The sequence below is a fragment of the Duganella alba genome, assembly GCF_009674495.1.
Lineage (GTDB): Bacteria > Pseudomonadota > Gammaproteobacteria > Burkholderiales > Burkholderiaceae_D > Rugamonas > Rugamonas alba.
This window is the reverse complement of sequence record NZ_WKJN01000008.1, coordinates 94,939-120,481: the sequence shown is the minus strand read 5'-3', so window position 1 is coordinate 120,481 and position 25,543 is coordinate 94,939. Positions and strand designations below refer to the sequence as shown.

Genomic DNA, 25,543 nt, shown 5'->3' with positions numbered 1-25,543 from the left:
TCTCCTTGTTAGTCAACGGTTTTGGCCCATACGGCCTGTGCATTGGTGAATTCGCGCAAGCCGAAGTGCGATAGCTCGCGGCCGTAACCGCTCTTCTTGACGCCGCCCACCGGGATGCGTGCGTTCGACGCCGGATAGCCGTTGATGAACACGCCGCCGGTCTCCAGGCGACGGGCGATGCGCTGGGCGCGGGCGATGTCGCTGGTCCACAGGCTGCCGCCCAGGCCGTAGTCGCTGGTATTGGCCAGCAGAATGGCGTGCTCGGCGTTGTCGGCCACGGTGATGGCGGCGACCGGGCCGAAGGTTTCCTCGTCAAACGCGGCCATGCCAGGCTGGACATTGGTCAGCACCGTCGGCGCGTAGTAATTGCCCGGGCCGTCCAGCTTGCGGCCGCCCACCACCAGCGTGGCGCCGGCGGCGATGGTGCGTTCCACCTGCTGATGCAGCTCGTCGCGCAGGTCGCCGCGCGCCATCGGGCCGATGGTGCTGGCCGGGTCGAGCGGGTCGCCGGCGGTCATCTGCTGGACGGCTGCCACGAATTTGCGGGTGAATTCCTCGGCGATCGGCTGTTCCAGGATGAAGCGCTTGGCCGCCAGGCAGACCTGACCGGCGTTCTGGAAGCGCGCTTCGACGCCGGCCTTGACCGCCAGGTCGATATTGGCGTCCGCCAGCACGATGAAGGCGTCGGCGCCGCCCAGTTCCAGCAGGCTCTTCTTCAGCGCCTTGCCGGCGGTGGCGGCGACAGCGGAACCGGCGCGCATGCTGCCGGTCAGCGTGACGGCGGCCACGCGTGGATCTTCAATGGTGCGGGCAACGGTGTCGTTGTCGGCGATCAGGTTGGCAAACAGGCCTTTCGGGAAGCCGGCGGCTTCGTAGGCTTCTTGCAGCGCATAGGCCGAACCCATGACGTTAGGGGCGTGCTTCAGCAGGAAGCCGTTACCGGACAACATGATCGGGCCGGAGGCGCGGACCACTTGCCACAGCGGGAAATTCCATGGCATCACGGCCAGCACGGTGCCAATTGGCAAATAGGAAACGTGCACCTGGTCGTCGCCGTCCACCGACACCGGTTCGTCGGCCAGGATGGCGGGGCCGTTGTCGGCGATCCAGTCGATGGTGGCGGCGCATTTTTCCACTTCGGCGCGGGCGGCCTTGATGGTTTTGCCCATTTCGGCGGTAATCAGCGCGGCCAGCGTGTCCGAACGGTCGCGCAGCGTGGCCGACAGGCGGCGATAGGCGGCGACGCGTTCGCGCATCGGCGTGGCGCGCCACAGGCGGAAGGCGGCGCTGTTGGCGTCGAGCAGGCGTTCGACTTCGCTTGGGGTCTGGTATGCGTAGGTGGCGATCAGCTCACCGTTGGCTGGATTGCGCGAAACGGCGACGTTGTTGGTTGGCTGGGACATCGTTCTTACCTCCTGGATGGTTGGATGCAGTGCGTGATGCACTGCCATGACCATCAGTGTAGGTAAGTCGAATCGGGCGAAGAAGGCGTCTTGTTATCCTATGACTGTGGGTCATAGGCAGCGTGGCGGGGGATGTAGGTGACCAGCGACAGGTCCGGCCTCCCCTCGGGCGTCAGCGCCACATAGGTGAAATCGATGTAGCCGTTGGTGGGATGCAGCAGCCGTTTGCGGCCCTCGTCGAAGCCTTTTACCTCGGTATCCGGCCACCAGTCGCGGAATTCGGGGCTTTCGGCCGACAATTCCTCGATCAGGCTGTCGAATGGCGCCTTGTCCTGCGCGTGGGCGCGGGCGGCGCGGAACGTCGAGATCATGCCGCGCGCCATCTGCTCCCAGTCCAGGATCAGGGTGCGGTACGGGATGTACAGGAACAGCAGGCGCAGCGTGTTGCGTTCATGCGGTTGCAGCGAGCCGTAGTCGACAAACATGTCGGCGATGGCATCGTTCCAGGCCAGGATGTCGAGCCGGGGATTGCGCACATAGGCCGGAATCGGGTTAATCGCCCGCACCAGCATTTCCAGTCCGGCGCTGACTTCACCGGAGGTTTCGACGGCGGGCGCTTCCAGCGAGGACAGCGCGAACAGGTGGGCCGATTCCACCCGGTCCAGCTTCAGTACCTTGGCGATGCGGCGCAGCGCGTCGGCCGAGGGCTGGATGTCGCGCCCCTGCTCCAGCCAGGTGTACCAGCTGACGCTGACGCCGGCCAGCACCGCCACCTCCTCGCGCCGCAGGCCCGGCGTGCGCCGCGGCCCTTCCGGCAGGCCGAACTCCTTCGGTTGCAGGCGCGCGCGCCGGCTGGAGAGGAAGGCGCCAAACTCGTGGCGTTGTTCGGGAGTAGGTCTGCTGGCCATGGACAAAGAGGTACATTGTGGTGACAAGCTCTATTCTAGCGACAAGCAGCGCCTACGGGGGGTTACGCCGGCCGGTCGACACCACGCGCTGCAGCAGCTCGTCGAAGCGGGCCGGCTTCAGCAGATAATCGTCGAAGCCGCTTTCGATGGCGCGGCTGCGCGTGGCCGGGTCGTTCCAGGCGCTGTAAGCGATCAATACCGGCTGGACCGGCACGGCCAGTTGCCGCACGGCGGCGGCAACGGCAAAGCCGTCCACCACCGGCATGCCCAAGTCGAGCAGGACCACGTCGGGCGCGAACGCCGCCGCCGATTCGATGCCGGCTTCGCCGCCGTAGACGGCCGCCGTGACGTGACCACTCAATGCGAGCAGTTCAGCGACCAGGTCGGCCGCATCGCGGTTGTCATCGACAACGAGAATACGTTTGGGAGAAAATTGGGAGGCCATGATGTTTCCGGTCAGTGACGCCAGCGACGCTGCGTCTGCATACGGCAAACATGGGGCCGAGGTGAATGGTGCGGACGATAGGGGCCGCGCCATGGAAATTCGATTATACGCGAGAAAGCCTTCGCTCCGATTGCATGACTTGGGCTATCATCAGCTGCTGACCTTCTTTCTCTGCGTGCCGATCCTGGATGAGTAGCCCTACGCCATCTGATGTTGAAATAGTTCAATCCATTGCGGCGGTGCCGAGGATGCTGCGCGTCATTGCCCACACCACCGGGCTGCGCTGGGTGGCGGTGGCGCGGGTGACGGCCAGCGACCTGACCATTTGCGCCGTGCATGACGAGCTGGCGTTCGGCTTCGCGCCGGGCGCCGTGCTGGAAATCACCAAGACGCTGTGCGACAAGGTGCGGCGCGAGCAGACCAGCATCATCATCGACAATGTGGCGACCGACCGCGACTACCACGAGCATCCGGTGCCGCCGATCTACGGCTTTCAAAGCTATTTTTCCATCCCCATCCACCGCAAGGGCGGCGAGTTCTTCGGCACGCTGTGCGGACTGAACACTGCGCCAGCCAAGCTGTCCGACGAGGCCACGCGGGAATCGCTGGAACTGTATGCCCAGTTACTGTCGAGCCAGATCGACGACCGCCACAGCCTGAGCGCGGCGCGCGAAGCGCTGGTGGAGGAGCAGGACATCAGCAAGATGCGCGAACGGCTGATCGGCATTCTCGGCCACGACCTGCGCACGCCGCTGTCGGCGATTTCCGCCTGCGCCGGGCTGGTGCGGCTGATTTCCGAAGACGAGCGCACGCTCAAGGCCATGTCGCGCATCAATCTGAGTGTGGAACGGATTTCCATGTTGATCGACAGCGTGATGGATTTCACGCGCAGCAAGGTGGGCGGCGCCCTGGCCTCCAACCTTGAGCCGCATTGCCAGATGCAGCAGGTGCTGGCGCATGTGATCGAGGAGCTGAAGCTGGCGTATCCAGACCGCACCATCACGGCCGACCTGTCGCTGACCGACCCGATTTCCTGCGACGCCATGCGGATCGCGCAGCTGGCCTCCAACCTGCTGGTCAATGCCCTGCTGCACGGCGACCAGCAGGCGCCGGTCAGGCTGGAGGCGCGCACGGCGGACAATCGCTTTACGCTGGCGGTGACCAACAGCGGCGACGTCATTCCGGCGGCGCGGCTGGCCACCCTGTTCGATCCGTTCTCGAAAACCGACCGCAAGGGCAAGCAAGGCGGTCTGGGGCTCGGCCTGTATATCGCGGCCGAAATCGCCAAGGCCCATCACGGCGAACTCGGCGTCGAGTCGAGCGCCGGGAAAACCGTGTTTACGTTGACGATGCCGCTTTAGCGCGCGCCGCGTGCAGCTTGCGGTAGCTGTCGATCAGGCGGTGATGGCGGTCCAGGCCTTCCAGTTGCATATTGGTTGGCGTCAGGCCGTGGAAGCGTACAGTGCCTTCCAGCGAGCCCAGCACCGCGTCCATGCGCTCGTTGCCGAACATGCGGCGGAAGTTGGCTTCGTAGTCGTCCATGTCCAGCTCATCGTCCAGCTCGACTTCCAGCGCCGCGTTCAGCGCCTGGTAGAACAGGCGGCGCTCGACCGTGTTGTCGTTGTATTGCAGGAAAGCGCCAACCAGATCATGCGCGTCTTCAAACTGCTGCAAGGCGACGTGGATCAGCAGCTTCAGTTCCAGCACGTTCAGCTGGCCCCAGTCGGTGTTCTCGTCAAACTCGATGCCGATCAGCGTGGCGATGTCGCCGTATTCGTCCAGCTCGTTGTTTTCCAGGCGGTCCAGCAGCGCTTCCAGGCGGGCGTCGTCCAGGCGGTGCAGGTTCAGGATGTCTTCCCGGAACAGCAGCGCCTTGTTGGTGTTATCCCAGATCAGGTCTTCCACCGGATAGACTTCCGAATAGCCCGGCACCAGGATGCGGCAGGCGGTGGCGCCCAGGTCGTCGTAGACGGCCATATAGGCTTCCTTGCCCAGGTCCTTGAGGATGCCGAACAGCGTCGCGGCTTCCTCGGCGTTGGAGTTTTCACCCTGGCCCGAGAAATCCCACTCGACGAAATCGTAGTCCGCTTTCGCGCTGAAGAAACGCCACGAGACGATGCCGCTGGAATCGATAAAGTGCTCGACAAAATTGTTCGGCTCGGTGACGGCGTTGCTGACGAAAGTCGGCGGCGGCAGGTCGTTCAGGCCCTCGAAGCTGCGGCCTTGCAGCAGCTCGGTCAGGCTGCGTTCCAGCGCCACTTCGAAGCTTGGATGCGCGCCGAACGAGGCGAACACGCCGCCGGTGCGCGGATTCATCAGCGTCACGCACATCAGCGGATACACGCCGCCCAGCGACGCGTCCTTGACCAGCACCGGGAAGCCCTGCTCTTCCAGGCCCTGGATGCCGGCCACGATGCGCGGATATTTCGCCAGCACTTCCTGTGGCACGTCCGGCAAGGCGATTTCGCCTTCCAGGATTTCGCGCTTGACGGCGCGCTCGAAAATCTCGGACAGGCACTGCACCTGCGCTTCGGCCAACGTGTTACCGGCGCTCATGCCGTTGCTGACGTAGAGGTTTTCCACCAGATTCGACGGGAAGTAGACCACCTCGCCGTCCGACTGGCGCACGTAAGGCAACGAGCAGATGCCGCGCTTGGCATTGCCGGAGTTGGTGTCGATCAGGTGCGAGCCGCGCAGTTCGCCGTCCGGATTGTAGATGGCCAGGCTGTAGGCATCGAGGATCTCGGCCGGCAGCGCGTCCTTGCGGCCCGGCTTGAACCAGCGCTCGTTCGGATAATGCACGAAGTCGGCGTTGGCGATGTCCTCGCCCCAGAAGGCGCCGGCGTAGAAGTGGTTGTTGTTCAGGCGTTCGATGTATTCGCCCAGCGCCGAGGCCAGCGCGCTTTCCTTGGTCGAGCCCTTGCCGTTGGTGAAACACATCGGCGAGTGGGCGTCGCGGATGTGCAGCGACCACACGTTCGGCACGATATTGCGCCACGAGGCGATTTCAATCTTGATGCCCAGCTTGGCCAGCACCGACGACATATTGGCGATGGTCTGCTCCAGCGGCAGATCCTTGCCCGGAATATAGGTGCTGGCTTCGGTATCGGGATTGACCATCAGCAGCGCCTGCGCATCGGCGTCCAGGTTGGCCACTTCCTCGATCACGAACTCGGGACCGGCCTGCACCACCTTCTTGACCGTGCAGCGGTCGATCGAGCGCAGGATGCCCTGGCGGTCTTTTTCCGAAATATCTTCCGGCAGCTCGACCTGGATCTTGAAGATCTGCTGGTAGCGGTTTTCCGGATCGACAATATTATTCTGCGACAAACGGATGTTTTCGGTCGGAATATTGCGGGTATTGCAGTACAACTTCACGAAATAAGCCGCGCACAGGGCCGACGACGCCAGGAAGTAGTCGAACGGTCCCGGCGCCGAGCCGTCGCCCTTGTAGCGGATCGGCTGATCGGCCACGACGGTGAAATCATCGAACTTGGCTTCCAGGCGAAGCTTGTCGAGAAAGTTGACTTTAATTTCCATGAGAGATGTCCAAATCGTTTCTGTAGCGGCCAACAAGGCAAAAAGGGCAGCCATACCGGCTGCCCTTCTGAGTAGGCGGCAAGTATACCACACTGCGCAGCGTGTATGATTCCACCGTCTTTTCACGGAATCACTGCATGGCACGCGATAACATCAACGATATCCTGGTATTTCTGGCGGTGGCGCGGGAGCGCAGTTTCACGCGCGCGGCCGCCAAGCTGGGCATGACGCAGTCGGCGCTGAGCCACATCATCCGCGCGCTGGAAAGCCGCATGGGCGTGCGCCTGCTGACACGCACCACGCGCAGCGTATCGCCCACCGAGGCCGGCGAGCGCCTGCTGCAAAACGTCGCACCACGGCTGGAGGAAATCGAAGCGGAGATCAACGCCATCAGCGACCTGGGCGACAAGCCGGCCGGCACCGTGCGCATCACGGCGATCGACCACACGGTGGATACGGTCTTATGGCCGCGCATCGCCCCGCTGCTGCACGAGCACCCCGACCTGCGGGTCGAGATCAGTTCCGACTACCGGCTGGTCGATATCGCCGCCGAACGCTACGACATCGGCGTGCGCCACGGCGACCAGGTCGACAAGGACATGATCGCCGTGCGCCTGACGGCCGATGTGCCGATGCGGATCGTCGGCGCGCCGTCCTATTTCGCGCGCCATCCCAAGCCGACCTCGCTGCAGGAACTGCTGCGCCACAACTGCATCAGCCTGCGCCTGGCCGGCAGCGGCGCCTTTTATGCGTGGGAACTGGTGCACCAGGGCCGCCCGGTCGAGGCGCGCGTGCGCGGCCAGACGGTGTTCACCAGCATCTATCCGATGCTGGATGCCGCGCTGGCCGGCTTCGGTCTGGCGTTCCTGCCGGACAGCCTGGTCGGCGAACATATGCGCGCCGGCCGCCTGGTCAGCGTGATGCAGGACTGGTGCGCCCCATTTGAAGGGCTGTACGCCTACTATCCCAGCCACCGCAACGCCTCGCGCGCCCTGGCGCTGGTGATCGAGGCGATCCGGCACAAGGAATGAGCGCTTACGCCATGCTGGCGTTGTCGATCACGAAGCGGTACTTGACGTCACCCTTGAGCATGCGCTCGTAGGCGGCGTTGATCTCGTCCGCGCGGATCAGCTCGATATCGGCGACGATGCCATGCTCGGCGCAGAAGTCCAGCATTTCCTGGGTTTCGGGAATGCCGCCGATCATCGAACCGGCCAGCGCGCGGCGCTTCATGATCAGGTTGAACACCTGCGTCGACGGATGCGGCGTGGCCGGCGCGCCGACCAGCGTCATGGTGCCGTCGCGCTTGAGCAGCACCAGGAAGGCGTCCAGGTCGTGCGGCGCCGCGACCGTGTTGAGGATGAAGTCGAAGCTCTTGAGGTGGGCCGCCATTTCATCGGCATTGCGCGACACCACCACTTCATCGGCGCCCAGCGCCTTGGCGTCCGCGCGCTTCGATTCCGAGGTGGTGAACGCCACCACGTGCGCGCCCATGGCGTGCGCCAGCTTGATGCCCATGTGGCCGAGGCCGCCGATGCCGACCACGCCCACCTTCTTGCCGGGACCGGCCTGCCAGTGGCGCAGCGGCGAATAGGTGGTGATGCCGGCGCACAGCAGCGGCGCCACCGCCGCCAGATCCTGCTCCGGATGGCGGATGCGCAGCACATAGCGCTCATGCACCACGATCTGCTGCGAGTAGCCGCCCAGCGTGTGGCCCGGCGCGTCGGCGGTCGGTCCGTTGTAGGTGCCGATCATGTTGTCGCAATAGTTTTCCAGGCCGTCTTCGCAATCGGCGCAATGCTGGCAGCTGTCGACCATGCAGCCGACGCCGACCAGGTCGCCGGCCTTGTGGCGGTTGACGTGGGCGCCGACCGCCGTCACGCGGCCGACGATTTCATGACCGGGCACGCAGGGAAACTGCGTGCCGGCCCATTCCGAGCGCGCGGTGTGCAGGTCGGAGTGGCAGACGCCGCAGAACGCGATGTCGATCTGCACGTCGTGCGCGCCGGGTGCGCGGCGGGTGATGTCCATCGACACCAGGGGTTGATCGCTGGCGTGGGCGCCATAGCTTTAACCGTCATGGGAATTCCTTTCGTTGCTGGAGTCAGGCATCTTACCGGCGAAACCAAGGGTCAAACGGACTGGAATTTGCATGGGTTTATGATGCCAGCTCATAGATCTCCGGCATGAGAAAATTTCCAAAATAAAATTTATAATGGTCATTTGCAATGATCCTGCAACAATTCCGGTGTAGATTGACTGATTTCTACATAACCAACGGAAGCACAACCTATGCAGCATGAGGACACCGGCCTGGCTGTTCGTCATAGTCGACGAGCGCTGCTGTGGCCTGGCATTGCCCTGCTCTCCGTGATCGCGCTGTGGGGCTTCACCCTGATCAAGGGCGGCGCCGAAACCCGCAACGCCGAACTCGCCGCGCACAAGGACGCCAGCGGCTATGCCGAAGGATACGAGCAGTACATCACCCGTTCGCTGATGCAGATGGACCAGATCACCATGCAACTCAAGCAGAGCTGGGAACAATCCGGCGGCAAGCTGCATGTCGAGGATCTGCAGCGCGACGGCATGTTCACCGACCGCGCCTTCATCGCCGTGCGCATCGCCGACAGCAACGGCCGCGTCGTCACCACCACCGAGCGCCAGGCCGGCCCGGAAAACATGGCGCGCGCCGACTTTTTCCGCTTCCACCGCAACAACAACTCCACCTCGCTGAGCATCAACGTCCCGACCCAGCAACGCGATCCGATCCAGCGTTCGATCGAGTTCAGCCGCCGCCTCGAGGGGCCGGACGACAGCTTCGCCGGCGTCGTGATCGTGACCGTGGCGGCCGATTACTTCACCTCCTTCTACAGCGCCCGCACGCTCGGCGACGAGGGCATGGTGACCATGTTGAGCAGCAGCGGCACGCTGCGCCTCGAACAGCATGGCGGCGGCAGCGCCAACGACGACGCCTCGCTGCTGCTGGGCCAGCCCGAGCTGCCGCAGGACAGCGGCAGCCGGCTGCTGGACGGCGGCAGCTTCAGCGACGGCAAGGCGCGCATCTTCGGCTGGCGCCGCTCGCGCGTCTACCCTGTCGTCGCGGCGGTCGGCCTGGCGCAAAGCGAAGCGATGGCCGCCGCCAACGCCGCCAATCTCAACCGGACCCAGAGCGCCATGCTGGCCACGCTGGTGCTGGTGCTGCTGGGCGCCTGGGGCCGCGTGGTGACGCAGCGCGCGCTACAACGCCGCCACGAGGAGGAGGAAGTCCGCCGCGCCTACCGCACCGCCACCGAAAGCGCCACCGACGGCTTCTACATGGCCATGGCGCTGCGCAATGAAGCCGGGCAGATCCGCGATTTCGAAATCGTCGACTGCAACGAGCGCGGCGCCTTCTTCTTCGGCGTGACCCGCGCAGAATTGCTGGGCCAGCGGGTGTCGTTGATGGTCAACCATCTGTTTGCCGAATCGCTGCTGCAAACCTATCTGGCGGCCATGTCGAGCGGCTACCTTGAAGACGAGCGGGAAATGCCGGCCGATAACCGGCTCAACATCGGCTGGTGCCACCGGCGGCTGGTCCGCGTCGGCAATGGCCTGGCCGTCACGCTCAGCGACGTCAGCGAGCGCAAGCGCCACGAGGCCGAACTGCAGCGCATGGCCAATGAAGATGCGCTGACCGGCCTGCCGAACCGCCACTGGCTGGAAGAATTTTTCCGGCACACCCTGTCGCAGGCCTATGCGGCCGAGCACGCGGTAGCCCTGCTGTTCATCGACCTGGACGACTTCAAGCACGTCAACGACACCCAGGGCCACGCCGCCGGCGACGAACTGCTGCGGCAGGCGGCGGCGCGCCTGAAGTCGCTGCTGCGTCCCAGCGATCGCGTGGTGCGCTTTGGCGGCGACGAGTTCGTGGTGGTGATCAGTCCGGCCGATTCCGACGCCCACAGCAGCGCCGTGGCCGAACGCATCCTGCAGGCGTTTTCCCAGCCCTTCATGGTGGCCGGGGAAAAGCAGTCGGTCGGCGCCTCGATCGGCATCAGCGTCTTCCCGCGCGACGGCGCCGATGCCGAAACCCTGATCCGCCACGGCGATATCGCCATGTATGCGGGCAAGAGCGACGGCAAGGGCCAGTACCGCTTTTTCGATCCATCGCTGTACCACCAGATCAAATCGCGCACCCTGCTCAAGCAGCACCTGATCGAGGCGATCGAGCGCGACCAGCTGCAACTGTACTATCAGCCACGGGTGGATACCCACAGCGGGCAGCTGTGCAGCATGGAAGCGCTGGTGCGCTGGATTCATCCGGAGCAAGGCGTGATCCCGCCGCTGGACTTCATTCCCATGGCGGAATCAAACGGGCTGATCGTGCGCATCGGCGAACTGGTCATCGCCCAGGCCTGCGCCCAGCTGGCGCAGTGGCGGGCGCAGGCGCTGCCGCTGGTGCCGATTTCCGTCAACGTCTCGCCGAAGCAGTTTTCGCATGGCGGCATCCACCGCCATCTCGAAGCGCAACTGGCCCGGCACCAGCTGCCGGCCAGCCTGATCGAAGTGGAGATCACCGAATCCGCCATGCTGGGCGAACATGAATCGATCCTGGCGCAGCTGGAAGCGCTGCGGGCGCTGGGCGTCAAGCTGCATGTGGACGATTTCGGCACCGGCTACTCGTCCCTCTCGCAGCTGCAAAAACTGAAGATGGATGTGCTCAAGGTCGACAAGGCTTTCACCTCCCAGCTGGGACTGTCGACCGAAGGGCGGGTGTTCTTCCAGGCCATCGTCTCGATGGCGCACGCGCTGGGCATGACCGTGGTGGCGGAAGGCGTCGAGACCGCCGGCCAGTTGAACATCCTGCGCGACCTCGGCTGCAATGAGGTGCAGGGGTATTACATCGCCCGCCCGATGCCGGCGCAGGACATGGCGGGCTTGCTGCAGCAGCTGCCGTCAGGGAAAGGTCAAGTCCATCCCGAGCATCTTGATCAGCAGGAAGGTCACAATTCCCAGGCCCAGCAGCAGCAGCACGAAGAGCGCGACCACCTTGCCGCTCGCGCGTAGCACCGTGCGCATATCCCGCGCCTTGCCCTTCTTCCCTTGATCGTAATGCCACTTGATGGCGTAGAACATGCCCGTGCCGAGCACGAGAAACTTAAAGATCACAAAGACTATCGGGATCCAATCCATCATTTTGAGTATTCCAGTCTTTTACTTGACACCATCTTATTGCGAGGAGCACTACCCGACGTCAGCGACTGCCATGCAAGGATGGTGTTGCTGCACGTTCTGAAGCATACTACTTAAAAACAATTTCCATACATTGAGACAAAATGTCCCAGTTGAGAACCATACAAGATGAAAATTTGACAACCTGGCTGCCGCGACTGGCCATGCATGGCGGGCCGCGTTTCCTGCAGATTGCGGACGCGTTGCAGGCGGCGGTGGTGGACGGATCGCTGAAGCCGGGCGACCGCCTGCCGCCACAGCGCCAGTTGGCCACGCAGCTGGCGGTCGATCTGACGACGATCACGCGCGCCTACGACGAAGCCAGACGCCGCAACTTGCTGGAGGGCCGCGGCGCGCGCGGCACCTACGTCGCGGCGCCGAAAGTCGAATTGACCTCGATCCTCGACCTGAGCATGAATACGCCGCCGCCGCCGGATGGCGTGGACTTCGATGACCTGTTGAAGCAAGGTCTGTCTCAAGTTCTGATGCGGGCCGATCCTGAATTGCTGATGACTTACCACCTGGCCGGAGGAAGCGACTCCGACCGCAAGGCGGGAGCCCGGTGGCTGCAGCCGATGTTTGGAGATCTGGACCCGCGGCAGCTGGTGGTCTGTCCGGGTGCGCAAGCGGCGATCGCCGCATCGATTCTTGCGTTGACGCAGCCAGGCGATGTGATCCTGGCCGAGCCGACGACTTATCCCGGCCTGCGTGCCGCCGCGGCCCAATTCGGCCGCCACCTCGTCGCGGTGGCGGCCGACAAGCACGGGATGGTGCCCGAGATGCTGGAACAGGCATGCCGCCTGCACCAGCCCGGACTGGTGTTCCTCAATCCGACCTTGCAGAATCCGACCGCCGTCACCATGCCGGCACGCCGGCGCCAGGAGCTTGCCGGCATCGTGCAGCGCTGCAATGTACGCATCGTCGAGGACGATCCCTACTGGCTGCTGGCCGATGCCCCGCCGCCGCCCATCGCTTCCTTTGCCCCGGAGCAGGTGTACTACATCTCAACCCTGTCAAAATGCCTGACGCCCGGCCTGCGTGTCGCCTTCGTGCTGATCCGCGACGCGCAGGAACGCGAACGGTTCCTGGCCGCGCTCAGATCCTTTGCGCTGATGGTCGCGCCGTTGACGGCCGCACTGGCCACCCAGTGGATACTCGACGGTTCGGCGGACGGATTGATGGACGGCATCCGCAACGAGGCGCGCCTGCGCCACCGGATGGCGCGGGATATTCTGGCGGGGCGCTACAGCGGCGCCGGCGACGGCCTGCATGTCTGGCTCGAATTGCCGGCGTACTGGAACTCCTCGCAGCTCGCGCGTGCGGCCGACAGCGAGGGCATCGCCGTCACGCCGGCGGAGGCCTTCGCAACCGGCGGCGGATCGGTGAACGCCATCCGGATCTCCCTGGGAAGCATCAAGGACCGCGGACGCTTGCGGGCGGGCCTGCAACGGCTGTCCCAGCTGCTTGCGCGGCGGCCGGAGTCGTTCAGCACGGCGGTGGTGTAACGGGCCGGAAAACAAAAAGGGCAGCCACATGGCTGCCCTTCTTCAATACTGGAGCGGGAGAAGAGTCTCGAACTCTCGACCTCAACCTTGGCAAGGTTGCGCTCTACCAACTGAGCTACTCCCGCTTGGAGTCGTTTTGGAGGCGAGGATCGGAGTCGAACCGACCTAGACGGCTTTGCAGGCCGCTGCATAACCGCTTTGCTACCTCGCCAGAGGAAACTTTTTACTAAAACCGCAGCGGGTTACGCGCTGCGATCCAGAATTCTGGAGCGGGAGAAGAGTCTCGAACTCTCGACCTCAACCTTGGCAAGGTTGCGCTCTACCAACTGAGCTACTCCCGCTTGGAGTTACTTTTTTTACTGCGCCACCCGGTTTCCGAAGAAACTGGAGCGGGAGAAGAGTCTCGAACTCTCGACCTCAACCTTGGCAAGGTTGCGCTCTACCAACTGAGCTACTCCCGCATTTCGAGTCCAGCATATTAGCAGGTGACTGCTGTTTTTGCTAGTACTACTTGTTTTTGATGACTTCGTTTGGAGCGGGAGAAGAGTCTCGAACTCTCGACCTCAACCTTGGCAAGGTTGCGCTCTACCAACTGAGCTACTCCCGCTTTGCTGCGTTGTCATCAACAACAGGCCAGCATTATAGAGGATCTACAGAGCCTGTCAATGCCCAATGAAAATATTGTTTATACGGTTAGAGTTGACCCGATTTTTCCTTGATCAGCGGCCACGCCAGGCGCAGATAGTAGAACATCGACCACACCGTCAGCACCGCCGCCACCTCCAGCAGGCGCGCGCCCCAGAACTGCGTATCGACCGCGCCGAACAGCACGTCATGGAACAGCAGCAGCGGAATCGCCATCATCTGCGCGGTGGTCTTGATCTTGCCCAGCGAGCTGACCGCCACCGACTTCGACGCGCCGATCTGCGCCATCCACTCGCGCAGCGCCGAAATGGCGATCTCGCGGCCGATGATGACGAAGGACAGCACGGCATTGGCGCGGTCCAGCTGCACCAGCACCAGCAAGGCGCCGGCCACCATCAGTTTGTCCGCCACCGGATCGAGGAAGGCGCCGAAGGCCGAAGTCTGATTCCAGCGCCGGGCCAGGAAGCCGTCGAACCAGTCGGTGACGGCGGCCACGATGAAGACCAGCGTGGCCGCCAGATTCTGATCTGCTACCGGGAGCATGGTGGTCGGGAGGTAGTAGACACCCACCACCAGCGGGATCAGCGCAACGCGCAACCAGGTCAACAGGATCGGAATATTGAAGGGCATAAGCTAAAAGTGATGTGCGGCCATGAAATTGTGTAATGCGCCGCTAGTCTACCTTGACATAGCACATTAAACCAGCACCGTTGCACCGCCGCGCCCGTCAATGCAGCTGCTTGTAGATTTCTTCCGCCAGCGCGCTGGAAATGCCTTCTACTTGTTTCAGATCCTCGATGCTGGCGTCGACCACGCCGCGCAGGCCGCCGAAGCGCGCCAGCAGGCGTTGCCGGCGCTTGGCGCCGATGCCCTCGATCTCCTCCAGGCGCGAGGTCTGGCGCGTCTTGGCGCGCTTGGCGCGCATGCCGGTGATGGCGAAGCGGTGCGCCTCGTCGCGGATCAGCGCCACCAGCATCAGCGCCGCCGACTCCTTGCCCAGTTCCTGCGACGGCCGGCCGTCGACGAACATCAGCGTCTCCAGGCCGACGCGCCGCCCTTCCCCTTTGGCGACGCCGACGATCAGGCTGATGTCCAGCCCCAGCTCGGCAAATACCTGGCGCGCCATTTCGATCTGGCCCTTGCCGCCGTCGATCAGCACCACGTCCGGCATCACGCCGTCGCCGTTGGCGACCTTCTCGTAGCGGCGGAACAGCACCTGGCGCATGGCGGCGTAATCGTCGCCCGGCGTGATGTCGTTGATGTTGTAGCGGCGGTATTCGCCGTTCTGCATCTGGTGGTGATGGAACACCACGCACGAGGCCTGCGTGGCCTCGCCCTGCGTGTGCGAGATGTCGAAGCATTCGATGCGCAACGCGTCGATGTCTTCCGGCTCCAGCTGCAAGGCCTCGACCAGCGCGCGCGTGCGCGACTGTTGCGAGCCCTGCTCCGACAGCAGCCGCGCCAGCGAGATCTCGGCGCCCTTCTGCGCCAGCTCCAGCCATTTGCGGCGCTGGTCCTGCGGCTGGAAGATCAGGTTGATGCGGTGGCCGCACTGCTCCTGCAAGGCCTGGATCAGCGCCGGGTGGTTGAATTCGATATTCAGGATCAGCGTGCCGGGAATGAACTTGTCGACGTAGTGCTGCGCCATGAAGGCGGCCAGCACCTCGACTTCGATCGACTCCTCGGCGATCGCCTCGGCGTCGCTGAGGTGCGTCGGGAAGTAGGCGCGGTCGCCCAGGTGGCGGCCGCCGCGCACCATGGCCAGGTTGACGCAGGCGCGGCCGCCCTGCACCAGCACCGCGATGATGTCGACGTCGGCGTCGCCGGTGGTCTCCATGCTCTGCTGGTGCAGCACGCGCGACAGCGACTGGATCTGGTTGCGCACCGACGCCGCCTGTTCGAACTTCAGGTCGGCCGCGTAGGCGTGCATTTTCTTTTCCAGGTCTTCCAGCACCTCGGACTGGCGGCCGCGCAGGAAGCGTGCGGCATTGTCGACGTCGAGCTTGTAGTCTTCCTTGCTGATCAGGTCCACGCACGGCGCGCTGCAGCGGCCGATCTGGTGCAGCAGGCAGGGACGCGTGCGGTTGGCGTAGACGCTCTCCTCGCAGGTGCGGATCTGGAACACCTTCTGCAGAATCTGCATCGATTCCTTGACCGCCCACGAGCTGGGGAACGGGCCGAAATACTGGTTCTTCTTGTCCACCGCGCCGCGATAGTAGACCATGCGCGGAGCATCGCCGCCGGTGATCTTCAAGTACGGGTACGACTTATCGTCGCGGAACAGGATGTTGAAGCGCGGGCTGAGCGCCTTGATCAGGTTATTCTCAAGGATCAGCGCTTCCGCCTCGCTGTGCGTGACGGTGGTTTCCAGCCGCGCGATACGTTCGACCATCATGGCGATGCGCGGGCTGCTCAGGTTTTTCTGGAAGTAGCTCGACACGCGCTTCTTCAGGTCGCGCGCCTTGCCGACGTAGAGCACCTTGTCCTCGGCGTCGAAATAGCGGTACACGCCCGGCAGGTTGGGCAGCTTGGCAACGGTGGCTAATACTTTTTCGCGCGGATCGCTGACTTCTTCACTCACTTTTCCTGCTCCACGATGACGAAGGCGACCGCGTAGTCTTCCTCGTCGCTGACGGTCACCTGGGCCGTCAGCTTGTTCTTGTCCATGAACTCTTTCAGCACACCGCTGCACACGATCATCGGCTTGCCGCTGGGATGGTTGAGCATCTGCGCGGCGGGCCAGGTCATCGGCATGCGGATGCCGAGGCCGATGGCCTTGGCGAAGGCTTCCTTGGCGGCGAAGCGTGTCGCCACGAAGCGGATGCCGCGCACCGGGTTCTTGGCCTTGCGCGCCAGGTATTTTGCCATTTCCTGCGGCCCGAGGATCTTTTTCGCAAAGCGGTCGCCGTGCCGCGCCAGCGCCGCTTCAATGCGCGGAATCTTGCAGATGTCGGTGCCGATGCCGTAGATCACGACGCGCGTCCGATGCGGGTCGAGACCATGATGGCCTTCATTTCGCGCACGGCGTTTTCCCAGCCGACGAACACCGAATGGGCGACGATGGCGTGGCCGATATTCAACTCGGCAATCTCAGGAATCGCGGCGATCGCCTGCACGTTGGTGTAGTGCAGGCCGTGGCCGGCGTTGACCTTCAGGCCTTTGCCGACGCCATACAGCACGCCGCGATGGATGCGTTCCAGCTCTGCGGCCTGCTCGGCGCCTTCGGTGTCGGCGTAGCGGCCGGTGTGCAGTTCGATCACCGGTGCGCCGAGGGCGGCGGTGGCGTCCATCTGCGCTTCTTCGGCGTCGATGAACAGGCTGACGCGGATGCCTTCAGCCTGCAACTGCTTCACGGCGCGCTCGACGGCGTTGTAGTTGCCGGCGACATCGAGGCCGCCTTCGGTGGTGACTTCGGTACGTTTTTCCGGCACCAGGCAGACGTCGGCCGGCTTGATCCTGCAGGCGAAGTCGATCATTTCCTGCGTCACGGCGGCTTCCAGGTTCATGCGGGTGATCAGCTGCGGCGCCAGCGCGATGACGTCGGCGTCCTTGATGTGACGGCGGTCTTCGCGCAGGTGCAGCGTGATGCAGTCGGCGCCGGCCTGCTCGGCCAGCAGCGCCGCGCGGATCGGGTCCGGATACTTGGTGCCGCGCGCGTTGCGCAGGGTGGCCACGTGGTCGATGTTCACGCCGAGGTCGATGATGGTGCCGGATGGTTGCAGGAAGCTCATTGTTTTTTCTCTTATAACTGGGACAGATCCACGAGGATCTGGCGGGTGTTCAACGGCGCGCCATTCAGGTGGTGCGCGACCAGGAAGCGCATCAGCTGCTTGCTCTGGGCTTGCGTGGCGACGTCTTCATAATTTTCGCATTCCATGTCCAGCAACGTCTTGCCGGCCACGCGCGGCCACGGATCGGCGGCGCGTTCGGGACGCGGCCCCCGCTCGGGATCGACCACATAGGTGACATCGGCCTGCACGCTGCGGCGCGTTTCCACGCAACGCGTCAGGTCGGCGGCAACGCCCGTCTCTTTAAGTAGGGCCCGTTCGAATTTTCTCAAGACGATGGAAGCAGGTTCGTTGTGCGCCAGCTGGTTCAGCGTCGAGACGTAGTGGTCGAACAGCGCCGGGTGGGCGTCATCGCGCGCCAGCAGCTTGACCAGCAGTTCGTTCAGGTAGAAGCCGCACAGCAGCGCGGTTTTCTCCAGCGGCAGCATGCCGCCCACCCATTCGGCCTCGGTCAGCGTGCGCAGTTCCGATTTGCCGACCCAGCTCGACGACAGCGGCTGGAAGGTTTGCAGCACGCCGCGCAACTGCGAATGCGGCCGCTTGGCGCCCTTGGCGATCAAGGCCACGCGGCCGAAGTCACGCGTGAACAGATCGATGATCAGGCTGGTTTCTTTGTAGGGATAGCTGTGCAGCACGAAGGCCGGCTGGCCGGCGACCTTGGTGCCGATGGTGCGTTCGCGCGACGGTGCGCGCGGGCGCTTGGCCGGCGCCGGCGTGATGACCGGCGCGGCAGGCACGTCCGCCTCCGCCGTCACCGCCGCTGGCGGTGCGTCCAAGGTGGCGTCTGGCGTGGTGGACATGCTGGTGATGGATTACTCGTAACCGTAAGCGCGCAGGCCCGCTTCGTTGTCGGCCCAACCGGATTTGACCTTGACCCAGATTTCCAGGTACACCGGGCCGCCGAACAGCTTTTCCATGTCCAGGCGCGCTTGCGTCGACACTTCCTTCAGGCGCGCGCCCTTGTTCCCGATGATCATGGACTTGTGCGTGTCGCGCTCGACCAGGATGGCGGCAAACACGCGGCGCAGGTCGCCCTCCTGCTCGAATTTCTCGATCAGCACGGTGCTGGTGTACGGCAGTTCGTCGCCGACAAAGCGGAACAGCTTTTCACGGACGATTTCCGACGCCATGAACTTTTCGCTGCGGTCGGTGATGTCGTCCGGTCCGAAGATGGCTTCGTTCTCCGGCAGGAATTTCTTCAGCTCCTTTTCCAGGCCGTCGAGCTGGAAGCGCAGCTTGGCCGAGACCGGCACGATGGCGGCGAAGTTGAACTTGGCCGCGACCTGCTGCGCGAACGGCATCAGCGCGACCTTGTCCTTGACGCGGTCCGACTTGTTGATCACCAGGATCACCGGCACTTCGGTCGGCAGCAGATCCAGCACCTGCTGGTCGGCCGGGCCGAAGGTGCCCGCTTCGATGACGAACAGGATCAGGTCCGACGAAATCAGGGTGTTGGTGACGGTCTTGTTGAGCGTCTTGTTCAGCGCGTTGGCGTGGCGGGTCTGGAAGCCCGGCGTATCGACGTAGATGAACTGCGCGTCGTCATAGGTCTGGATGCCGGTGATGCGGTGGCGCGTGGTCTGCGCCTTGCGCGAGGTGATGCTGACCTTGGCGCCAATCAGCGTATTCATCAGCGTGGACTTGCCCACGTTCGGGCGGCCCACAATGGCGATGTAGCCGCAACGGAAGTTGCTGGCGGAGGTCGTTTCGGTCGTCATGGTATTTCTCTTTTACTTGTTGGCTGCCTTGGCAGGCGGCGACGGTGCGTCGCTGCTCTGCACGGTGGCGATGCCGGCCAGCTTGAGCTGGGCGGCGCGCGGCTTGGACTTGCGGGCGGCGGCAGGCGCTTTTTGCGCCGCTTGTTCCGCAGCGGCCAACGCCAGCTTGGCGGCCGCCTGTTCGCCGGCGCGGCGGCTGCCGCCACGGCCGAAGACCTGGATGCCCAGTTTCGGCACCAGGCATTCAATCTCGAATTCCTGGCTGTGCGCGGCGCCGTGGGTGGCGATCACGTTGTACAGCGGCAGCGAGATTTTCTTGCCTTGCAGGAATTCCTGCAGCAGCGTCTTGGCATCCTTGCCCAGCGTCTGCGGATCGACCGTGTCGAGGATAGGGATGTAGAACGAGCGGATCGCCGCGCGCGCCGGTTCGAAGCCGCCGTCGAGGAAGATGGCGCCGAGCAGCGCTTCGAGCGTATCGGCCAGGATCGACGGCCGGCGGAAGCCGCCGGATTTCAGTTCGCCCTCGCCCAGACGCAGGAAGTTGGACAGTTCCAGCTTCTGCGCGATCTCGTACAGCGACTGCTGCTTGACCAGGTTGGCGCGCAGGCGCGACAGATCGCCCTCGTCGATGTCGATGTAGCGCTCGTACAGGATCGAGGCCACCACGCAGTTCAGGATCGAGTCGCCCAGGAACTCCAGCCGTTCGTTATGCAGACTGCTGTGGCTACGGTGCGTCAAGGCTTGCTGCAACAGGCCAGCATCCTGGAACGTATAGCCTAAACGCGTTTGCAATAACTGGAGATTCATGGGTGATCGGTTCTTTATTCGGTTTTCGCGGGTTTGGCGCCAGCCTTGTCGGTGGTGCCTTCATATTCAAGCAGCAAACTGGCCGGTCCGACCAGCGGGATTTTCTTCTCGTAGGCGAAGCTGATTTCAGTTTCGCCGTTCACTTTTTCGATGATCAGGTCGCGGCTGCTGATCGAATCGATGTAGCCGGCCGCGACGCTGGCGTCAAACGAGCGCTGGATCTCGGCCACGCCGCCGCCAGTGGCCTTGGCCGTGACGATGGCGTTCTTGATCGCGCGGTATTCGGCGTAGGTCGGCACGATCTTCAGCGCCAGCAGCACGAAAAACCCGAGCACAGCCAACACACAAATCAGTCCGACCAGCGAAATGCCACTCTGCCGTTGTTGCATCTTAGTCCCTTTCGAGCCGCTGTGCCGCGCGTTGCACATCAATGGATGCTGCCGATACGGCGCAGGTTACCCAGATTCATCCAGACAAAGAATGCTTTACCAACAATATTCTTGTCCGGCACAAAGCCCCAGTAGCGGCTGTCCGCGCTGTTGTCGCGGTTGTCGCCCATCATGAAATAGTTGCCTGCCGGAACCGTGCAGGTGAACCCTTCATAGCGGTAGGTGCACGCCTCGCTGTTCGGGAACTGCAGCACGTTGTCGCGATTGTAGGTCGGCGCGGCAGCGTTGTTCAGGATACGATGGCTGACGCCGCTCAGGTTTTCCTCGAACTGCTTGTTGTAGACCAGCTTCTCGTCTTCCAGGTAATCGTCCAGCGGGGTGTACTTCACTTCCACGCCATTGACGGTTAAGCGCTTGTTTTCATACGTGATTTTATCACCCGGCACGCCGATCACGCGTTTGATGTAATCCTGGCTCATGTCCATCGGATATTTGAACACCATCACGTCGCCGCGCTGCGGGTCGTTGATCTGGATGACCTTCTTGTTCAGCACCGGCAGGCGGATGCCGTAGGTGAACTTGTTCACCAGGATCAGATCGCCCACCAGCAGCGTCGGCACCATCGACGACGACGGAATCTTGAACGGTTCGTACAGGAAGGAACGCAGCACGAACACCAGCGCGATCACCGGGAAGAAGCTGCCCGAATACTCGATCCAGGTCGGCTGGCGCAGGATGCCGGCTTCCAACTGGGCGCGGTTGCCGCTGTTGTCGGCCTGGATGCCGTCGGCGGTCAGGCGGGCGTTGCGGGCGTCGTACTCGGCCAGCGCGCGGTTGGCGGCGGCACGGCGCTGCTTGGCCAGGTAAAACACGTCGAGACACCAGATCACGCCGGTGATCACCATCAGCACGAACAGGATTAATGCAAAGTTCCCTAAGATGACTTGCAGGCTCATTTATCGTCCACTTGTAAGATTGCCAGGAATGCTTCTTGTGGAATCTCGACCGAGCCCACTTGCTTCATGCGTTTTTTACCGGCTTTTTGCTTTTCCAACAGTTTCTTCTTACGGCTGACGTCACCGCCGTAGCACTTGGCCAGCACGTTTTTGCGCAGCGCCTTGACGTTTTCACGCGAAATCACGTTGACGCCGATGGCGGCCTGGATCGCCACGTCGAACATCTGGCGTGGGATCAGTTCGCGCATTTTCGCCGCCACCTGGCGGCCGCGGTAGGCCGAGTTGGAGCGGTGGACGATGATCGCCAGCGCGTCGACCTTCTCGCCGTTGATCAGCATGTCGACCTTGACCACGTCGGAGGCGCGGTATTCCTTGAACTCGTAGTCCATCGAGGCGTAGCCGCGCGAGGTCGACTTCAGCTTGTCGAAGAAGTCCAGCACGATCTCGCCCATCGGCATTTCGTAGACCAGCTTGACCTGGCGGCCGTGGTAGCTCATGTCCATCTGCACGCCGCGCTTGCCGATACACAGGGTGATCACCGAACCGACATACTCTTGCGGCATGTACAGGTTGACGGTCACGATCGGTTCGCGGATCTCGTTGATCTTGGTGTTTTCCGGCATGCGCGACGGGTTGTCCACCTTGACGATGGAACCATCGCGCATCTCGACTTCGTACACCACGGTCGGCGCGGTGGTGATCAGGTCCATGTCGAACTCGCGCTCGAGACGTTCCTGCACGATCTCCATGTGCAGCAGGCCCAGGAAGCCGCAGCGGAAGCCGAAGCCCAGCGCCTGCGACACTTCCGGCTCGTACATCAGGGCGGCGTCGTTCAGTTTCAGTTTTTCCAGCGAGTCGCGCAGCGCGTCGTACTGGTTGGCCTCGACCGGGAACAGGCCGGCGAACACCTGCGGCTGCACTTCCTTGAAGCCCGGCAGCGGCGCGGCCGCGCCATGCACCGCGTGGGTGATGGTGTCGCCCACCTTGGCGGCCTTCAGCTCCTTGATGCCGGCGATGACGAAGCCCACCTGGCCGGCCGACAGCTGCGGCAGCGAGAACGAGCGTGGCGAGAAAATGCCGACGTCTTCCACCAACTGCAGCGAATCGGTCGCCATCAGCTTGATTTTTTCTTTCGGTTTCAGCGTGCCGTTGACCACGCGCACCAGCATCACCACGCCGACGTAGGCGTCGTACCAGGAGTCGACGATCAGCGCCTGCAGCGGCGCGGTCGGGTCGCCCTTCGGTGGCGGCACCTTGGCGATGATCGATTCCAGCACGTCTTCCACGCCCAGGCCGGTCTTGGCCGAGCACTGGACGGCGTCGCCGGCTTCGATGCCGATCACGTCTTCGATTTCGGCGATCGCGGTGGGCGGATCGGCGTTCGGCAGGTCGATCTTGTTCAGCACCGGCACCACTTCCACACCCAGGTCGAGCGCGGTGTAGCAGTTGGCCACGGTCTGGGCTTCCACGCCTTGCGAGGCGTCGACCACCAGCAGCGCGCCTTCGCACGCCGACAGCGAGCGCGACACTTCATACGAGAAGTCGACGTGGCCGGGGGTGTCGATCAGGTTCAGGTTGTAGACCACGCCGTCGCGGGCCTTGTACTGCAGGGCGGCGGTTTGCGCTTTGATCGTAATGCCGCGCTCGCGCTCCAGATCCATCGAATCGAGCACTTGCGCCTCCATCTCGCGGTCGGACAAGCCGCCGCACAGCTGAATGATGCGGTCGGCCAGCGTCGATTTGCCGTGGTCGATGTGGGCGATGATGGAGAAGTTGCGTATGTTGTTCATTAACAAATATTCAAAAACGGGTTTGACACGACGGGGCGCAAAGGTGCGCGCAATACAAAAAAAGCGCTCCGAGCGGGGCAGTTGCCCTGATGAGCGCCTTGAAGACATTTTCTACCCCCGGCATTTTACCGGATTTCAGAGTGGAAAGGCCGACTTATGCAGCGAGAAATGCAAAAGCTTAGTCTTTTAACACTTCCCGGACTTTGCTTTCGTCCAGGAAGTAGTGGCAGAGCTCAGGCTGGGCCAGGTCGGCGAACAGCACCGGCACCAGCTCGTCGTAACGGGCCAGCAAGGCCGGATCACCGGCCTCGTCGATGTCGATCACGTCCACGGTGAACGGCCGCTGCGGCGTTTGCAGAAGCAGCAGCGCGTCCAGCATGTCCTGGCACAGGTGGCAATAGCTGCGGGAATAGAGGGTGAAATGCATGCGTTGCGCCCTCCGGCCACAGCCGGAGGGCCTGCTCCTTACTTCGCGGTTGGACGCAGCGAAATGAAGCGGGTCGAACCGTCACGGAACACCAGCACCACCGACGCTTTCTTCGGATCGAGCTTGGCCACCGCGGCGTTGAACTGCTTGACGTTCCTGATCTCGATGTTATTCAGCTGCAACAGCACATCGCCCTCTTCCAGCTGGGCATTGGCCGCCACACCTTCCACCGAATCAACCAGCACGCCGCCATCGACGCCCAGCTCCTTCTTCTGCGCATCGGTCAGGTCGACCACCTTCAAGCCCAGCGCGTTGGCCTTGGCGGCTTCCGGCGCCGGCTTGGCGCCCTTGCCTTTGCCGGCCTTGGCGGTCTTGTCGGCGTCCAGCTCGGCCACCGTGACCGGCAGCGTCAGCTCGGCGCCCTTGCGCCACACGGTCACCGACGCCTTGCTTTCCAGCGCAGTATCGCCCACCAGACGCGGCAGATCGGACGAACGGTTCACATCCACGCCGTTGAACTTCAGGATGATATCGCCCGCCTTGATGCCGGCCTTGTCGGCAGGACCGCCCGGCTCCACCAGCGCCACTTCGGCGCCCTGCGCGCTCTTCAGGCCCAGCGACTCCGCCACTTCCTTGCTGACTTCGCCGATCTGCACGCCGATGCGGCCGCGCGTGACCTTGCCGTTTTTCTTCAGCTGCTCGGACACGCGGATCGCCTCGTTGATCGGCACCGCGAACGAAATACCGTTCGAGCCGCCCGACAGGGTGGCGATCTGCGAGTTAATCCCGATCACCTCGCCGCGCATATTGATCAGCGGGCCACCCGAGTTGCCCGGATTGACCGCCACATCCGACTGGATCAGCGGCAGATACTCGCCGGTATCACGCGCCTTGGCCGAGATAATGCCGGCGGTGACGGTGTTTTCCAGGTTGAACGGCGAGCCGATGGCGATGACCCACTCGCCGGCGCGGATCTTGTCCGAGTTGCCCATCACCAGGAACGGCAGCTTGTCGCCCTCGATCTTCAGCACCGCCACGTCGGTGCTGGCGTCGGCGCCCAACACCTTGGCCTTGAATTCGCGCTTGTCGGTCAGCGTGACGAACACTTCGTCGGCGCCGTCCACCACGTGGGCGTTGGTCATCACATAGCCGTCGGCCGACAGGATGAAGCCGGAACCGACGCCGCGCTGCACCGGCTCGTCGGATGGCGTCTGGCGGCGCGGCGAACGGCCGTTCGGCACCGCGCCCGGCGGCAGGCCGCCGCCGAAGAAGCGGCGCAGCAGTTCCTGCATGTCTTCATCGCCAGGCAGGCCGTTGGCGCCGCCCTTGCCTTGTTTCGGCCGCTCGGTGGTGCGGATATTGACCACCGCCGGACCAACCTGGTCGACCAGGTCGGCAAAGTCCGGCAGGCCGATGACGGCGCCGGTGACCGGCGAGGCCGCCATCGCGGGCGACATGCCCATGGACACCCAGAAGCTTGCGCCGAGAACCAGCGCGGACAACGTTTTACGACCAGCAGAGAAGTTATTTTTCATGGAGTATCGGTCTCTTCTTTAAAGTTCGGGATGCAAGCGCCCTGCCCGTCGCAGCGATGTGGCAGGCGCGCGACGTGAGGCTAGCACATGGTAAGCGAAATGTCGCTATACCGTATGCCCGGAATAATTATAAGGGTATGTGCTTAGGGGAAAATGATGGCGGCCGGCTGATCTTCAAGCGCCGGCGCTTGCGCCGCAACCGGGGCATGCGCCGGCTCGGCCGCCAGACGCGCGGCCAGGGCCGCGCCGAAACCGTCGCTGAGGTCGCCGCCGGGCGTGCTGCGCAGCACGTCGCCGATCAGGTGGTAGGCGCGCCAGGCGGCCCGCCCGTTGCCCGTGTCGAGCGCGGCCATGGCCAGTTCGCGCTCGCTGTCGGGCAAGGCGCCGTCCGCCAGTGCCGAGATATGTTCACGCAGTTTTTTGTCGGTGTCCATTGGTATCCCGCCATCTCAAGTTGCCGAATGTCATCCATCATT

General features: G+C 63.2%; 23 protein-coding genes and 5 tRNA genes. 4 read left to right on the top strand and 24 right to left on the bottom strand.

The window, feature by feature from the left end:
• Positions 1–8 precede the first annotated feature (8 nt).
• The 3 genes from GJ695_RS10395 to GJ695_RS10385 all read right to left on the bottom strand — a co-directional run bounded on the left by GJ695_RS10395 (position 9) and on the right by GJ695_RS10385 (position 2,756).
• Complete coding sequence (locus GJ695_RS10395; protein ID WP_154364408.1) at positions 9–1,403, bottom strand: NAD-dependent succinate-semialdehyde dehydrogenase; 1,395 nt, start codon at positions 1,401–1,403, stop codon at positions 9–11.
• Between the two features lie 98 nt (positions 1,404–1,501).
• Positions 1,502–2,311 (bottom strand): helix-turn-helix transcriptional regulator, encoded by an 810-nt coding sequence (locus tag GJ695_RS10390; protein ID WP_154364406.1) that lies wholly within the window; start codon positions 2,309–2,311, stop codon positions 1,502–1,504.
• A 52-nt stretch (positions 2,312–2,363) separates the two neighbouring features.
• A complete protein-coding gene (locus GJ695_RS10385) occupies positions 2,364–2,756 on the bottom strand; it encodes a response regulator (RefSeq protein WP_154364404.1) in 393 nt (130 codons plus the stop codon).
• Positions 2,757–3,004: 248 nt separating this feature from the next.
• On the opposite strand from GJ695_RS10385, the gene GJ695_RS10380 reads away from it, so the two are divergent.
• Positions 3,005–4,117 (top strand): GAF domain-containing sensor histidine kinase, encoded by a 1,113-nt coding sequence (locus tag GJ695_RS10380; protein WP_166455249.1) that lies wholly within the window; start codon positions 3,005–3,007, stop codon positions 4,115–4,117.
• On the opposite strand, the gene GJ695_RS10375 is transcribed toward GJ695_RS10380, so the two are convergent.
• Positions 4,095–6,296: an OsmC domain/YcaO domain-containing protein gene (locus GJ695_RS10375; RefSeq protein ID WP_154364399.1), complete on the bottom strand. Its 2,202-nt coding sequence runs from the start codon at positions 6,294–6,296 to the stop codon at positions 4,095–4,097. The two genes, GJ695_RS10380 and GJ695_RS10375, sit on opposite strands and share 23 nt — an antisense overlap.
• A gap of 137 nt (positions 6,297–6,433) precedes the next feature.
• Between GJ695_RS10375 and GJ695_RS10370 the strand changes: the two genes are divergently transcribed.
• Positions 6,434–7,327: a LysR family transcriptional regulator gene (locus tag GJ695_RS10370; protein ID WP_154364398.1), complete on the top strand. Its 894-nt coding sequence runs from the start codon at positions 6,434–6,436 to the stop codon at positions 7,325–7,327.
• Positions 7,328–7,331: 4 nt separating this feature from the next.
• On the opposite strand, the gene GJ695_RS10365 is transcribed toward GJ695_RS10370, so the two are convergent.
• A complete protein-coding gene (locus tag GJ695_RS10365) occupies positions 7,332–8,327 on the bottom strand; it encodes an NAD(P)-dependent alcohol dehydrogenase (RefSeq protein ID WP_154364396.1) in 996 nt (331 codons plus the stop codon).
• A 261-nt stretch (positions 8,328–8,588) separates the two neighbouring features.
• Here GJ695_RS10365 and GJ695_RS10360 point away from each other — a divergent pair, with 261 nt between their 5' ends.
• Positions 8,589–11,342, top strand: a complete 2,754-nt coding sequence (locus GJ695_RS10360; protein ID WP_154364393.1) for a bifunctional diguanylate cyclase/phosphodiesterase — start codon at positions 8,589–8,591, stop codon at positions 11,340–11,342.
• Here GJ695_RS10360 and GJ695_RS30035 read toward each other — a convergent pair.
• Positions 11,232–11,471, bottom strand: a complete 240-nt coding sequence (locus GJ695_RS30035; protein ID WP_229260555.1) for a hypothetical protein — start codon at positions 11,469–11,471, stop codon at positions 11,232–11,234. The two genes, GJ695_RS10360 and GJ695_RS30035, sit on opposite strands and share 111 nt — an antisense overlap.
• A 140-nt stretch (positions 11,472–11,611) precedes the next feature.
• On the opposite strand from GJ695_RS30035, the gene GJ695_RS10355 reads away from it, so the two are divergent.
• Complete coding sequence (locus GJ695_RS10355) at positions 11,612–13,012, top strand: aminotransferase-like domain-containing protein (RefSeq protein ID WP_154364391.1); 1,401 nt, start codon at positions 11,612–11,614, stop codon at positions 13,010–13,012.
• A 49-nt stretch (positions 13,013–13,061) separates the two neighbouring features.
• On the opposite strand, the gene GJ695_RS10350 is transcribed toward GJ695_RS10355, so the two are convergent.
• The 18 genes from GJ695_RS10350 to GJ695_RS10265 all read right to left on the bottom strand — a co-directional run bounded on the left by GJ695_RS10350 (position 13,062) and on the right by GJ695_RS10265 (position 25,501).
• Positions 13,062–13,137 (bottom strand) — tRNA-Gly (locus GJ695_RS10350).
• Between the two features lie 12 nt (positions 13,138–13,149).
• Positions 13,150–13,223: transfer RNA gene (locus GJ695_RS10345), tRNA-Cys, on the bottom strand.
• Between the two features lie 54 nt (positions 13,224–13,277).
• A tRNA-Gly gene (locus GJ695_RS10340) sits at positions 13,278–13,353 on the bottom strand.
• Positions 13,354–13,397: 44 nt separating this feature from the next.
• A tRNA-Gly gene (locus GJ695_RS10335) sits at positions 13,398–13,473 on the bottom strand.
• A 70-nt stretch (positions 13,474–13,543) separates the two neighbouring features.
• Positions 13,544–13,619 (bottom strand) — tRNA-Gly (locus GJ695_RS10330).
• A gap of 86 nt (positions 13,620–13,705) precedes the next feature.
• Positions 13,706–14,287 carry a CDP-diacylglycerol--glycerol-3-phosphate 3-phosphatidyltransferase gene (gene pgsA, locus GJ695_RS10325; protein ID WP_154364389.1) on the bottom strand — a complete coding sequence of 194 codons (582 nt, stop codon included), beginning with the start codon at positions 14,285–14,287 and terminating at the stop codon, positions 13,706–13,708.
• Positions 14,288–14,384: 97 nt separating this feature from the next.
• Positions 14,385–16,238, bottom strand: a complete 1,854-nt coding sequence (uvrC, locus tag GJ695_RS10320) for an excinuclease ABC subunit UvrC (RefSeq protein ID WP_166455250.1) — start codon at positions 16,236–16,238, stop codon at positions 14,385–14,387.
• Positions 16,235–16,630: a holo-ACP synthase gene (acpS, locus tag GJ695_RS10315; RefSeq protein WP_166455251.1), complete on the bottom strand. Its 396-nt coding sequence runs from the start codon at positions 16,628–16,630 to the stop codon at positions 16,235–16,237. The genes uvrC and acpS overlap by 4 nt, the downstream gene beginning before the upstream one ends.
• Positions 16,627–17,388 carry a pyridoxine 5'-phosphate synthase gene (gene pdxJ / locus GJ695_RS10310; protein ID WP_154364387.1) on the bottom strand — a complete coding sequence of 254 codons (762 nt, stop codon included), beginning with the start codon at positions 17,386–17,388 and terminating at the stop codon, positions 16,627–16,629. Before pdxJ ends, acpS begins: the two co-directional genes overlap by 4 nt.
• Positions 17,389–17,399: 11 nt before the next feature.
• Positions 17,400–18,245, bottom strand: a complete 846-nt coding sequence (gene recO / locus GJ695_RS10305) for a DNA repair protein RecO (RefSeq protein ID WP_154364385.1) — start codon at positions 18,243–18,245, stop codon at positions 17,400–17,402.
• A 12-nt stretch (positions 18,246–18,257) separates the two neighbouring features.
• Complete coding sequence (era, locus tag GJ695_RS10300; protein WP_154357238.1) at positions 18,258–19,163, bottom strand: GTPase Era; 906 nt, start codon at positions 19,161–19,163, stop codon at positions 18,258–18,260.
• Between the two features lie 12 nt (positions 19,164–19,175).
• The gene (gene rnc / locus GJ695_RS10295) at positions 19,176–19,970 is read right to left on the bottom strand and encodes a ribonuclease III (protein ID WP_154364382.1); all 795 of its coding nucleotides are present in this window, start codon (positions 19,968–19,970) and stop codon (positions 19,176–19,178) included.
• A 14-nt stretch (positions 19,971–19,984) separates the two neighbouring features.
• Positions 19,985–20,359 (bottom strand): DUF4845 domain-containing protein, encoded by a 375-nt coding sequence (locus GJ695_RS10290; RefSeq protein ID WP_154364380.1) that lies wholly within the window; start codon positions 20,357–20,359, stop codon positions 19,985–19,987.
• Positions 20,360–20,397: 38 nt separating this feature from the next.
• Positions 20,398–21,315 (bottom strand): signal peptidase I, encoded by a 918-nt coding sequence (gene lepB / locus GJ695_RS10285; RefSeq protein ID WP_154364378.1) that lies wholly within the window; start codon positions 21,313–21,315, stop codon positions 20,398–20,400.
• Positions 21,312–23,105: a translation elongation factor 4 gene (lepA, locus tag GJ695_RS10280; protein WP_154364376.1), complete on the bottom strand. Its 1,794-nt coding sequence runs from the start codon at positions 23,103–23,105 to the stop codon at positions 21,312–21,314. The genes lepB and lepA overlap by 4 nt, the downstream gene beginning before the upstream one ends.
• Positions 23,106–23,283: 178 nt before the next feature.
• Positions 23,284–23,532 carry a glutaredoxin family protein gene (locus GJ695_RS10275; RefSeq protein WP_154357243.1) on the bottom strand — a complete coding sequence of 83 codons (249 nt, stop codon included), beginning with the start codon at positions 23,530–23,532 and terminating at the stop codon, positions 23,284–23,286.
• A 38-nt stretch (positions 23,533–23,570) separates the two neighbouring features.
• Positions 23,571–24,989: a DegQ family serine endoprotease gene (locus GJ695_RS10270; protein ID WP_154364576.1), complete on the bottom strand. Its 1,419-nt coding sequence runs from the start codon at positions 24,987–24,989 to the stop codon at positions 23,571–23,573.
• 221 nt (positions 24,990–25,210) lie between these two features.
• Positions 25,211–25,501: a sigma-E factor negative regulatory protein gene (locus GJ695_RS10265; RefSeq protein ID WP_154364374.1), complete on the bottom strand. Its 291-nt coding sequence runs from the start codon at positions 25,499–25,501 to the stop codon at positions 25,211–25,213.
• Between the last annotated feature and the right edge of the window lie 42 nt (positions 25,502–25,543).